Annotated in this window: 10 protein-coding genes; all 10 read right to left on the bottom strand. The window is 34.6% G+C overall.

Going from position 1 to position 12701, the window contains the following annotated elements; all coding sequences use genetic code 11:
- Positions 1–74: 74 nt before the first annotated feature.
- The 10 genes from ftsA to AC1RRN_RS07795 all read right to left on the bottom strand — a co-directional run bounded on the left by ftsA (position 75) and on the right by AC1RRN_RS07795 (position 12697).
- Complete coding sequence (gene ftsA / locus AC1RRN_RS07840) at positions 75–1499, bottom strand: cell division protein FtsA (protein ID WP_492966768.1); 1425 nt, start codon at positions 1497–1499, stop codon at positions 75–77.
- 6 nt (positions 1500–1505) lie between these two features.
- Complete coding sequence (locus AC1RRN_RS07835) at positions 1506–2228, bottom strand: cell division protein FtsQ/DivIB (protein ID WP_492966767.1); 723 nt, start codon at positions 2226–2228, stop codon at positions 1506–1508.
- Positions 2215–3564 carry a UDP-N-acetylmuramate--L-alanine ligase gene (gene murC / locus AC1RRN_RS07830; protein ID WP_492966766.1) on the bottom strand — a complete coding sequence of 450 codons (1350 nt, stop codon included), beginning with the start codon at positions 3562–3564 and terminating at the stop codon, positions 2215–2217. The genes AC1RRN_RS07835 and murC overlap by 14 nt, the downstream gene beginning before the upstream one ends.
- A 155-nt stretch (positions 3565–3719) precedes the next feature.
- Positions 3720–4805: an undecaprenyldiphospho-muramoylpentapeptide beta-N-acetylglucosaminyltransferase gene (gene murG / locus AC1RRN_RS07825; protein WP_492966765.1), complete on the bottom strand. Its 1086-nt coding sequence runs from the start codon at positions 4803–4805 to the stop codon at positions 3720–3722.
- 42 nt (positions 4806–4847) lie between these two features.
- On the bottom strand, positions 4848–6161 hold the full coding sequence (locus AC1RRN_RS07820; protein ID WP_492966764.1) for an FtsW/RodA/SpoVE family cell cycle protein: 1314 nt from the start codon (positions 6159–6161) through the stop codon (positions 4848–4850).
- A 68-nt stretch (positions 6162–6229) separates the two neighbouring features.
- Positions 6230–7561, bottom strand: coding sequence for a UDP-N-acetylmuramoyl-L-alanine--D-glutamate ligase (gene murD / locus AC1RRN_RS07815; RefSeq protein WP_492966763.1), 1332 nt, complete (start codon positions 7559–7561; stop codon positions 6230–6232).
- Positions 7562–8794: a phospho-N-acetylmuramoyl-pentapeptide-transferase gene (gene mraY / locus AC1RRN_RS07810; RefSeq protein WP_492966762.1), complete on the bottom strand. Its 1233-nt coding sequence runs from the start codon at positions 8792–8794 to the stop codon at positions 7562–7564.
- 98 nt (positions 8795–8892) lie between these two features.
- Entirely contained in the window at positions 8893–10356 is a 1464-nt protein-coding gene (locus AC1RRN_RS07805; protein ID WP_492966761.1) for a UDP-N-acetylmuramoyl-L-alanyl-D-glutamate--2,6-diaminopimelate ligase, read from the bottom strand.
- Positions 10353–12359, bottom strand: coding sequence for a penicillin-binding protein (locus AC1RRN_RS07800; protein ID WP_492966760.1), 2007 nt, complete (start codon positions 12357–12359; stop codon positions 10353–10355). Before AC1RRN_RS07800 ends, AC1RRN_RS07805 begins: the two co-directional genes overlap by 4 nt.
- Positions 12350–12697, bottom strand: coding sequence for an FtsL-like putative cell division protein (locus tag AC1RRN_RS07795; protein WP_029273288.1), 348 nt, complete (start codon positions 12695–12697; stop codon positions 12350–12352). Before AC1RRN_RS07795 ends, AC1RRN_RS07800 begins: the two co-directional genes overlap by 10 nt.
- Between the last annotated feature and the right edge of the window lie 4 nt (positions 12698–12701).

The following is a 12701-nucleotide window of genomic DNA, read 5'->3' as shown; positions in this document are numbered from 1 at the left end:
TTGAAATTCTTATTAAATACATTTTTTACTTCTTGACTTGGGGCAAAAAGTAATCCTTTTCGTTTATTACTAATTTATTCTGCGTTGTCTAAAAAATCTTTGATTTTATCGACATAGCGATCAAAAAATGACCTTCTTATTTTTGTTTCAGTAGATTCTGCTTCAACCTTAGTATTATTTCTAACTTCCCTTTGTTGTTCAATAGTTTCTACTCTTTCAACGTAGTTTTCTTCAACTTCGTATCGTTGTTGTACCGGCTGTTGTGCCTGAGGCGGAACATTTCTGTAAACCACTTTTGGCTGTTCGTTTACAAGTTCCATTCTAACAGCACTTTGTGTACTATTTTCAATGCTGTTCATTACCAAACCAACTGCAGTTGCAAACAACGGGCTAGAAATTTCTTCGCTTGAATTTCCTGCTAAATGCTCATTTGGATATCCAATTCTGGTGTCCATTCCGGTAATGTACTCTACTAATTGTTTAATATGTTTTAGCTGAGCTCCACCACCTGTAAGAACGATTCCGGCAATTAATTTTTTACGAGGATCTTCGTGGCCATAAGCTTTAATTTCTGCAAAAACCTGCTCAATAATTTCCACCACACGGGCATGGATAATTTTCGATAAGTTTTTAAGCGAAATCTCTTTTGGCTCTCTTCCTCTTAGACCTGGAATAGAAACAATTTCGTTGTCTTTATTTTCTCCTGGCCAGGCAGATCCGAATTTTATTTTTAAAAGCTCTGCTTGTTTTTCAATAATTGAACATCCCTCTTTAATATCTTCTGTAATAACATTTCCTCCGAAAGGAATCACAGCAGTATGACGAATGATTCCATCTTTAAAAATGGCTAAATCTGTTGTTCCTCCACCAATATCGATCAATGCAACACCCGCTTCTTTTTCTTCCTGACTCAAAACAGCATCTGCAGAAGCCAAAGGCTCTAATGTCAATCCCGATAATTCAATTCCTGAACTTTGAATACATCTTCCAACATTTCTGATAGAAGAAGCTTGTCCAACCACAACATGGAAACTAGATTCTAGTCTTCCACCGTACATTCCGATTGGTTCTTTAATTTCAGATTGCCCGTCAATTTTAAATTCTTGAGGCAAAACGTGAATAATTTCTTCTCCTGGTAACATGGCCAGTTTATTTACCTGGTCAATCAAAAGCTGAATATCTTTTTCGCCAATTACTTCCTCCGGATTACTACGGCTGATGTAATCTGTATGCTGAATACTTCTAATGTGTTGTCCGGCAATACCCACAACAACATCTTTTATTTTATAACCTGAATTGTTTTCTGCTTCTAAAATAGCTTGTTGAATTGATTGAATAGTTTGAGTAATGTTGTTTACAACACCTCTCGCAACACCCAAACTTTTGGATTTCCCAATACCCAAAATTTCCAACTTGCCATACTCGTTTTTCTTGCCTATCATGGCAACGATTTTGGTTGTTCCAATATCTAGACCTACTGCAATGTTATCTTTTTCCATTTTCTATTATTTTGTGCAAACTACTTGTTCCGTAAACCTAAGGTCAATTTTTTTGTATTTGTATAACGAACTATCTAAAACTGCTTTTTGAAAAAAGGCTTTATAGTTATTAAATTTCTTATCAACATTCATCGTTCTTCCAAAATCGATGAAGTAATCATAATTTCGATTAAACATTTTTAGGCTGCCATTAGGCATAATTTGTATTGCAATGATGTTTTTTTTCAAAAACGCATCGTCATAAATTGTGCGAAATAAAGCAGCTAAATCTTCGTTATTTTTTTCATTTATTGCCCCCGAAACAAGAGGAACACGAGCTGTAAAATTGTCTGACAAAGGCATTTTATGTCCTTCATAGTCAATATAAAAAGAGTTATCACCATCATAAACTCTCGCTATTGGTGTCTTCTGTTTTACTCTCGCTTTTAGAACGCCATCGATACTTACAAAAACGTCTGACTTCTCAATCATGTCTTGCGTATCAAGGGTTTTTTCTATCTTATTCAAATCTACTTCATCTTTTCGGATACTGGAAGCGTCTCTTTTATTTTCTATTAACAATTTATTAACCGATTCCGGCTTAACAAACAGCGTGTTTTCTCCTACAAAAACAACCATAGATTTCTTCAATTTTCGATCTCCATTTCGATGTTGAGCGAAAGAATATAAAAAAAGCACAAGCCCAAAAATGAGTACTAATCGAATATTTGTCCAATTAAATATTTTCATTCAGCATTTTTTTAATTGACGGAACCATTTCACCAATATCACCAGCTCCTATTGTTACAATTATTGGCGCATTACTGGCTTTGATTTGCGCTAATAAATCATCTTTTGCAACAATTTTTTTGTTCGAATTTGTCATTTTCCCCAACAACCAATCCGATGTAATTCCTTCCATCGGCAATTCACGTGCCGGGTAAATATCCATCAAAAATGCTTCATCGAATTGTGATAGACTTTCAGCAAATCCATCAGCAAAATCTCTTGTTCTGCTGAATAAATGGGGCTGAAAAATTGCCAAAACTTTACGTCCAGGATACAATTCTCTAACAGCTTGATGTACAGCATTTATCTCTGTTGGATGATGTGCATAATCATCTATATAAACTAAATTTTCAGATTTAATCTGATAAGAAAAACGTCTTCTGATTCCGTTGAATGAAGCAATGGCTTTTGCAATGGAGTCGGTCGGGGTGCCAAACGTTTTGGCCATTGCAATAGCCATCAATCCATTCATTAAATTATGTTTTCCAGGCAATCCAAAATGCAAATCTTTCATGATTTCTGATGGCGTCTGCACATCAAAAACATAACTCCCATCTTCAATTCGAACATTGAACGCCTTATATACAGCATCTTCATTTATAGCACATTGAACTCCTTCAAGAGGCAATTCTTTAGTTATAAAGAGCTTACTTTTATCTTCGACTTTAGAAGCAAATTCTACAAACGAAGCCTCTATAGCATCACTGGTTCCGTAAATATCCAAATGATCGGCATCCATAGAAGTGATACAGGCAATATTTGGATGTAAGTGTAAAAATGAACGGTCAAATTCATCAGCTTCTACAACGGTTACCGTTTTTCCGGTTCCAATTAAATTAGAATTGTAATTCTCCACTATTCCACCCACAAAAGCCGTTACATCTGCCCCACTTTCATATAAAATATGCCCCAGAATACTTGATGTTGTTGTTTTTCCATGCGTTCCCGCAACTGCGAAACTAAACGTGTCTTTGGTGATAATCCCTAAAACCTCGGCACGTTTTTTAATCTCGTAATTTCTTTCGATGAAGTAATTCCACTCTGAATGTGTTTTTGGAACAGCAGGTGTAAAAATCACCAATGTATTCTCTACAAAATAATCACTCGGAATCAAATTAATATTATCTTCAAAATGAATATCAATACCACTTTCAATCAATTCACTAGTCAACATTGAAGGCGTTTTATCGTAACCTGAAACCTGTTTCCCGATATATTTAAAATAACGGGCCAGAGCACTCATTCCGATGCCTCCTATGCCAATAAAATAAACGTTTTGTATTTGATTTAAATTCATTTTAATTTTATTTTTTGAGCTATTTCTCTACTAGATTTATTTGTAAAAAACTAGTAATTAAGCTTTTGTATTTTCTCTTCTTTTAATAACCCAAAATGCCTAAAATAGCATTCTGATTTCTTTTTCGTGTTGTATAATTTCAGACAAAACTTATATTATAACAACTTTTTAATTTGCTCTACAATAACTTTCGTGGCATTTGGCATAGCCAATTTTTTAATGTTATCACTTAATTGTTTTTGTTTTCCCTGATCTTTCAATAAAGCTTCAAAAACAATACTAAACTGACTATCTAATTCTTGTTCTTTTAATAAAATCGCACCTTTTGCATCTACAATTGCCTGCGCATTTTTTGTTTGATGATCTTCGGCTACATTGGGTGACGGAATAAAAATTACTGGTTTCCCAACAATGCATAATTCCGAAACTGATGATGCCCCTGCTCTTGAAATAATTACATCTGCGGCAGCGTATACAAAATCCATTCTTTCAATAAAATCAACAACTCTTACGTTTTGCTGATTGTGTTTTTTATAATCTTCAAAATATAACTTCCCGCATTGCCAAATGATCTGAACATCTTGCGAAAGCATATTATGCAATTCTTTTTCGATTAATTGATTGACTCTTCTCGCTCCTAAACTACCTCCTAAAACCAACAATGTTTTTTTATTCGGATCCAAACCGTAAAAAGTGATTGCTTCATCACGTTTGCTATCAATGTCAATCAAATCCTGACGAACCGGATTTCCTGTCAAAACGATTTTTTCTTTTGGAAAAAAGCGCTCTAAATTTCCATAAGCGACACAAATTGCATTGGCTCTTTTGCTCAATAATTTGTTTGTAATTCCAGGAAATGAATTTTGCTCCTGAATCACTGTCGGAATTCCTGCCTGACCTGCAGCTTGCAATAAAGGCCCGCTGGCAAAACCACCTGTTCCTATAACTGCATTTGGTTTGAATTGTCTGATGATTCTTCTTGATTCTAATAAACTTGTTGCCAGTTTCAATGGAAACATCAAATTCTGCAATGTCAATTTTCTCTGTAAACCTGCAATCCAAAGCCCTTTTATTTCATAACCTGCCTGAGGCACTTTTTGCATTTCCATTTTATCCTGTGCTCCTACAAAAAGGAATTCAGCATCAGGAAATTGTAATTTTAATTCATTCGCAATCGCAATCGCAGGATAGATATGTCCTCCTGTACCACCACCACTTAATATGAATTTATAATTTGTCATATTTTTAAAAGTTTTACGCTATAAAACTATTTTGTTCTTAACTTATTTATTTAAAACTGCATTCATCGGGTTTCTCGAATTATCCTCAATTGAATACATCAATCCTTCCTCTTCATATATTTCGTCAGCTGGTAAATCTTCCTCTGACAACTCTTTATCAATTAATCTTTGAAGTGCTTCTTTTCTTCTTTCTTTCTCTTCTTTTTCTTCAACAATTTCTTCTTCTTTTTTCGTTACACTGATGATAATTCCGAGAGAAAAACAAGTCATCCAAATCGAACTACCTCCACTACTAATCAACGGAAGCGTTTGTCCTGTTACTGGCAATAATTCAACTGCAACCGCCATATTGATCATCGCCTGAAATATCATTGGAAAACCGAGCCCGACGACGACTAACTTTCCAAATAACGTAGTAGCTTTATGTGATGCAATAACGAATCTGAATAATAACAATAAATACAAAATCAATATCGAAACTCCTCCAACTAAACCATATTCTTCAACAACAATGGCATAAATAAAATCGGAAGAAGATTGTGGTAAAAAGTTCTTCTGAACGCTTTTTCCAGGCCCTAAACCTCCTAATCTTCCGGATGCAATCGCAATTTTTGCTTTTTCAATTTGGTAATCATCTTCATCCGGTTTGTCTGTTGTAAAGTTGGCAATACGACTTTCCCAGGTTGATACCCTGCTAAAGAATCTTGAATCCGGAAAAGCTTTAGCAACCAAAAGGAAGAACGCCAACATTGCGATTCCTGAACCTATAATAAAACCAATATACTTTAATGGATATTTACCAATGAACGTTAACATCATTACCATAGCAAAAATCAAGGCTGTAGTCGAAAAGTTCGCTGGTAAAATAAGTGCCAATGTGATAAAAACCGGCAACCAAAGCTGGATCAATGAAACTTGAAAAGGTTCGTTTTCTTCTTTTGTTTTAGACAAATAACGCGCCACAAAAATAAACAGAACGATGGAAGCCAAAGTCGAAGTCTGAAATGTAATTCCGATAAACGGAACCTGAATCCAACGACTTGCATTTGCTCCTGCAATGACAGTTCCCTTTAGCAATGTATAAAGCAATAAAAACCAAACAATTGGCAAAGCAATTTTTGAAATCGCTCTGAAATAATGATACGGCACTTTATGAACCCAATAAATAATCAAAAATCCAATACAAATATGAGCGAGATGTTTTACCAAATAACCCAAAGTGTTTCCGGTTCCATGACCAATGTATGCCAAATTACTACTCGCACTAAAAACAGGCATAAACGAAAATAATGCTAATAAAGCCACGAATGACCATATTACTCTATCTCCTTTTAATTTGTTTACCAATTCTTTCATAGTGCTTTGTTTCAGGTTTTTCAGGTTTCAGGTTCTCCTAACGTGAAACCTGAAACTTGAAACTATTTTTATAGATTATGAACTGCTTGTTTGAATTGTTTTCCTCTGTCTTCGTAGTTTTCGAATAAATCAAAACTTGCGCAGGCCGGAGATAATAAAACGGCATCGCCTTTTTCTGTTAATCTTTGTGCTGTTTTTACAGCATCGTTCATATTATTAACTTCAACCATAATATCAACCACGTTGCCAAAAGCTTCAATAATTTTGCGATTATCGATTCCCAGGCAAATAATTGCTTTTACTTTTTCACGAACTAATGACATCAACTCGTTATAATCATTTCCTTTATCAACTCCTCCAACAATCCAAACTGTTGGAACGTTCATACTGTCTAAAGCAAAGAAAGTAGCATTTACATTTGTTGCTTTAGAATCATTGATGTATTGAACATTCTGAATTTTTAATACTTTTTCTAAACGGTGTTCAACACCTTGAAAATTGGATAAACTTTCGCGAATTGTTGCATTTCTAATTTGCATCAATTTTGCTACAGAGCTTGCTGCCATTGCGTTTTTCATATTATGTTTTCCTTCTAACGCAATGTATTCTGTTTCCATTGTAAACTCTTCTTGGTTGATCTTTATTTCCATTTTGTTGTTATTTATAGAAGCCCCTTCATCGAATTTTTTAGTCAGCGAGAAAGGAATTAATTTTGCTTTTGTTGTGTTATTTTTTAACCATTCTGCGCTTGCCTCATCGTCTGCATCGTAAATAAGGTAATCGCTTTCGGTCTGATTCATTGTTATTCTGAACTTTGAATCGATATACTTTTGATATTTATATTCGTATCGGTCTAAATGATCCGGACTAATATTTGTAATTATGGCAATATCCGGCCGGTATTCTATAATTCCGTCAAGCTGAAAACTACTTAACTCCAGAACATACGCATCGAATTTATTTTCTGCTACCTGCCAGGCAAAACTTTTACCGATGTTTCCCCCCAAGCCTACATTCAAACCAGCCGATTTCAATAAATGATATGTCAGCATTGTTGTTGTTGTCTTACCATTACTTCCTGTAATTCCAATTGTAAGTGCTTCTGTGAAAGGTTTTGCAAATTCAATTTCAGAAATCACTTTTACTCCGGCTTCAATGAGTTTTTTTACTATGGGAGATTTCTCTGGAATTCCCGGACTTTTCATTACCACATCGGCATTCAAAATCAGGTCTTCGGTATGTTTTTCTTCTTCCCAGGCAATTTTATTAATGATAAGAACTTCTTTATAACTCTCTTTTATTTTTCCAAAATCTGATACAAAAACATCGTATCCTTTTTTCTTCCCCAGAATAGCGGTACCAACACCACTTTCTCCTCCTCCTAAAACTACCAATCTCATCTATCTAAGTTTTAAAGTAACGATTGATAATATGGCTAACATGATCGCAACAATCCAGAATCGGGTAACAATTTTACTCTCATGATATCCCTTTTTCTGATAATGATGATGAAGTGGCGACATCAGGAAAATTCTTCGTCCTTCACCGTATCTTTTTTTAGTAAATTTGAAATAACTCACTTGTAAAACCACTGAGAAATTTTCTACTAAAAAGATTCCACACAATAACGGAATCAATAATTCTTTACGAACTGCAATGGCTAAAACAGCAATGATTCCTCCAATTGTTAAACTTCCTGTATCTCCCATAAAAACAGATGCCGGATAGGAGTTGTACCAAAGAAACCCAATTAAGGCTCCCACAAAGGCAGATATAAACACCGTCATTTCCCCTGAATTTGGGATGTACATAATATTCAGATAATTCGAAAAAATAATATTCCCCGAAACGAACGTAAATATTCCGAGTGCGAGGACAGAAACTGCAGACGTTCCCGCCGCAAGTCCATCAATACCATCTGTTAAATTAGCTCCGTTAGAAACTGCTGTGATAATAAAAATTACTACCGGAATAAAAATCAACCAAGCCCATTTTTCATATCCTTCACCTGTCCAGGCTAATATTTCAGCGTAATCAAATTCATTGTTTTTCACAAATGGAATTGTAGTAGCTGTCGATTTCTCCTCAATAGGAGCTGGCAAAACTACCGTTGTGTTTGTTCCGGTTTTATAAATATCTGTTCTTCCCGTATCCGTTCTCACCGTTACAGCAGGATTGAAATAAAGAACTGTTCCAACAATAAGTCCCAAACCAACCTGGCCAATAACTTTAAAAATCCCTTTTAAACCTTCTTTATCTTTTTTGAATATTTTAATATAATCATCAATAAAACCGATTGTTCCCATCCAAAGTGTGGTCACAATAAGCAATACAATATAAATATTATGCAAACGGGCAAACAACAAAACTGGCACAAGCGTTGCAAAAATGATAATCAATCCTCCCATTGTTGGAGTTCCTGCTTTTTCGTTTTGCCCTTGAAGACCAAGCTCACGAACCGTTTCACCTACTTGCTGATTCCTCAAAAAGTTGATGATTCTTTTTCCGTAAATAGTTGACAAAAGCAACGAAAGCATTAATGCTAAAGCCGATCTAAAAGTGATATACTGAAAAACTCCTGTTCCCGGTACATCTAATGTTTTGTCTAAATATTCAAATAAATAGTATAGCATATATCTTGGTTTATTTGGTTAATTGTTGATTTGTTTATTCGTTAGTTTTGACTTAATAATTATTCGTTTAAACGAACAATCAATTCACCGTTTAAGCTTTATTTTTGTAATTGATCTAAAATTTCTTTTACCGTTTCCATATCATCAAAATGATGGCGAACACCATTTATTTCCTGATACGTTTCATGACCTTTTCCGGCGATTAAAATAATATCATTTGGCTGAGCCAATTGACAAGCGGTTTTTATGGCTTGCTTTCTGTCAGTAATTCTCAATATTTTTTTATAATTATGAGCTTCAACTCCTTTTTCCATTTCATCTAAGATCACTTCCGGATCTTCGTTTCTTGGATTATCAGAAGTTAAAATTGCTTTATCACTCAAGTCTGAAGCAATTTTAGCCATAATTGGTCTTTTTGTTTTATCCCTGTTTCCGCCACAACCCACAACTGTAATCAATTGCTCGTTCTTTGTACGGATATCGTCAATTGTTTTTAATACATTGTCTAAAGCATCTGGCGTATGTGCGTAATCTACAATCGCGGTAATGTTTCCTTCTGAAACAATATACTGAAAACGCCCCGAAACACTTTCTAAATCAGACAGTAAGCGCAACGCTTCCAAACTATCCATTCCTAGTTCGATTGCAGTTCCATAAATTGCCAAAACGTTGTAAGCATTAAAAGTTCCGATCAGTTTTACCCAAACTTCATTGTCGTTTACTTTCAATAATAAACCAGACAATTGACTTTCTAAAATTGTTGCTTTAAAATCAGCATACGATTTTAAGGCATACGTAAATTTTCTGGCAACCGTATTTTGAAGCATTACAGTTCCGTTTTTATCATCGATGTTTGATAAAGCGAAAGCCGTTTTTGGCAATGAATCAAAAAACGATTTTTTTACGTCTCTATATTCTGCAAAAGTTGGATGATAATCTAAATGATCGTGCGAAAGATTCGTGAAAATTCCACCTACAAAATGCAAAGCTTCTGTCCTCTTTTGATGAATTCCGTGCGAACTCACTTCCATAAAACAATGCGTTACACCAGCTTCAATCATTTCATTCAAATAATAATTGATTGTAATTGAATCCGGAGTTGTATGCGTTGCTTTATATTCTGTTTCATCAACCATAATTTTTACTGTTGATAATAAGCCAACTTTAAAACCTGCTTTTTGAAACAATTGAAATAATAATGAAGCAATTGTTGTTTTTCCGTTTGTACCTGTAACACCAACTAACTTTAATTTTTCAGAAGGATTTCCGAAAAAATTAGCTGCCATAAAAGCCAATGCGGTATTTGTATCTTTTACTTTGATATAAGTAATTCCTTTTTCAATAGTTGAAGGTAAAGTATCGCAAATAATAGCAGTCGCACCTAACTGAATTGCTTTTTCGATATAATCATGCCCATCAGAAAGCGAACCGCGAATAGCTACAAAAGCATCATTTGCTTCAATCTTTCTTGAATCAAAATCAATTTTGTGTATGTCGATTTCTGTCGAACCTGTTACAGATTCAATCGCTACTTTATATAATATGTCTTTCAGTATTTTCACGATAATTCTAATACTATAGTTGTGTTTTTACTAATAATTTGTCCAGGCTGAATAGACTGTTTTTTTACCTTCCCTACACCAATAACTTTCACCTTCAAATCAAGATTCTCCAGTAAAGCAATTGCATCCATTCCTGGCATTCCTTTTAAATTAGGAATCTGATTTGATTTTTTATTTACTTCAGTAGTATACTTCTCATAACTGGTATCTTGTTTTGGAATTCTTGAATCCAGTTTTTTGATTTTATTTGTTGAAGGTGCATCTGTAAAAATCTTTTGAGCGATTCTTTTAAAAACCGGTCCTGCAACATCAGCTCCATAATAATTATTTTTTAATGTATTTGGCTTGTGAACTACCACAATACAAGAGTATTTTGGATGATCTGCTGGAAAATATCCCACAAAAGAAGATGCATAATACAATCCTTCTTTTCCTGCTTTTCCATAATTCATCTGAGCCGTTCCTGTTTTTCCTGCCATCGAAAAATCTTTCGAATACAACTTAGAACCTGTTCCTTTTTTTACCACATTTTCTAAAACTGCTTTTACTTTTTTAAGCGTCTCAGGCGAGCAAATCTTTGGATTAATTACTTCTACATCGAATTTCTTAATTGTTTTATTCCATTCTTTAATTTCAGATACAAATTGCGGTTTTACCATTACGCCATTATTCGCAACCGAATTATAAAACGCCAATGTTTGCATTGGTGTAACTGAAACTGAATATCCAAAAGCCATCCATGGAAGGGAAATTCCCGACCAGCTTTTACCTCCTGGATGTGGAATAATTGGTCTTCCTTCTCCTTTAAAATGCAATCCTAAAGGTTTATCTAAACCAAAATTTCTAATATGATCTACAAATTTTGACGGATTGCTTTTATAATTATCATAAACCGCCTGAACCATTACCGTATTTGAAGAAAGTTCAAAGCCACGAGCCAATGAAACTTTTCCATAACCCCCATTATGTGAATCACGAACCGAACGTCCGTAATATTTAACTATACCGCCATGACTATCATAAACCGTACTTGTATCAGCAACTTTATCTTCTAAAATTGCCATTAAATCAACTAATTTAAAAGTCGATCCTGGTTCGTGAGACTCTGCTACTGCATAATTTGTAGTTTCAGTATACAATCCATCTTCACCTCTTCCCAGATTAGAAATTGCTTTTATATAACCCGTTTCTGTTTCCATTACAACCACACAGCCATGATCTGCTTCATAATCCTGAAGTTGTTTCAATAAAGCGTGATGTGCGATATCCTGAATAAATACATCAATTGTCGAAATCACATCGTAACCATCAACTGGATCTACTTCGTTTACGTCACGAATTGGTTTCCACTGCCCTTTTGCAATTTTTTGCTTAAGAATTTTTCCGTCTTTTCCGTTCAAATAACTTTTAAAAGCCCATTCAATTCCTTTACCAACTTCAATTCCGGTCGCCGGATCAATTCGATCGTAACCAATTGTTCTTTCTGCAATTTGCCCTATCGGATGTTTTCTAACTGTTTCTTGTTCAATTATGATTCCACCTTTAAAAGCGCCTAAATTGAATAATGGAAAACCTTTAATTTTCACATAGTCAGTGTAACTCAATTTGCGGGCAATCAAATAATAGCGGTTTTTATTGGCTCTGGCTTTTCTTAATTCCTGCTCGTAATACCCTCCTGGTCTGTCTAAAACTGTAGCCAATGAATCTGATAATGCCTTTACGTGCTTTTCAAAAGTTTCTGTTTTTGGCGCTTTTGCATCAAATCTAATTTCATAATTAGGAATTGACGTTGCCAGCAAACTTCCATCAGCCGAATAAATATTTCCTTTGTTTGCCGGAATCACAAAATTTCTAACGGTACGTTGTTTCGCCAGTTTTCTGTAATAATCTCCTTCAACCCATTGAATATTGGTTAATTTAACGACAATAGCAATTGCCATCACGAAGATGAAAACTGCTACGAGGTAAATTCTGTAGGATATATGTTTATCGTCTACTGCCATATTCTTTTAAAGAAACTTTTTTCTTCTTCTTTTTTAACTTCTATTTTTACTGGAGGAACTGTCGATGGAAAAATCTGTTTTTCAAGCATTTTATCCGATATCGTTGATTCCATTTTTAATTTCATTAATTCTGAACGTCGGTCTACAAATTCAGATCGCAATTCTTTTACTTCATTGTTCAGTTTTGCAATTTCAAAAACCTTTTGTTCGTATCGCTGTGTATTGGCAATCATTATAATGGCAAGCAAAATGATAAAAACAATGAATCGCCAGTTTTTGACTGCGTCATCATTTATAAGAAATCTTGCTTTTAATATGCCAAATACTCCACCTTTCATTTTT

It is taken from the genome of Flavobacterium sp. GW821-FHT11G01 (genome assembly GCF_058808175.1).
Note: the sequence above shows the minus strand (reverse complement) of the source record. Positions and strands in the feature narration are given on the sequence as shown.

Excerpts from the sequence above, each read along its gene's own strand:
- ftsA (WP_492966768.1), bottom strand. The coding sequence starts at position 1,499 with ATGGAAAAAGATAACATTGCAGTAGGTCTAGATATTGGAACAACCAAA.
- AC1RRN_RS07835 (WP_492966767.1), bottom strand. The coding sequence starts at position 2,228 with ATGAAAATATTTAATTGGACAAATATTCGATTAGTACTCATTTTTGGG.
- murC (WP_492966766.1), bottom strand. The coding sequence starts at position 3,564 with ATGAATTTAAATCAAATACAAAACGTTTATTTTATTGGCATAGGAGGC.
- murG (WP_492966765.1), bottom strand. The coding sequence starts at position 4,805 with ATGACAAATTATAAATTCATATTAAGTGGTGGTGGTACAGGAGGACAT.
- AC1RRN_RS07820 (WP_492966764.1), bottom strand. The coding sequence starts at position 6,161 with ATGAAAGAATTGGTAAACAAATTAAAAGGAGATAGAGTAATATGGTCA.
- murD (WP_492966763.1), bottom strand. The coding sequence starts at position 7,561 with ATGAGATTGGTAGTTTTAGGAGGAGGAGAAAGTGGTGTTGGTACCGCT.
- mraY (WP_492966762.1), bottom strand. The coding sequence starts at position 8,794 with ATGCTATACTATTTATTTGAATATTTAGACAAAACATTAGATGTACCG.
- AC1RRN_RS07800 (WP_492966760.1), bottom strand. The coding sequence starts at position 12,359 with ATGGCAGTAGACGATAAACATATATCCTACAGAATTTACCTCGTAGCA.
- AC1RRN_RS07795 (WP_029273288.1), bottom strand. The coding sequence starts at position 12,697 with ATGAAAGGTGGAGTATTTGGCATATTAAAAGCAAGATTTCTTATAAAT.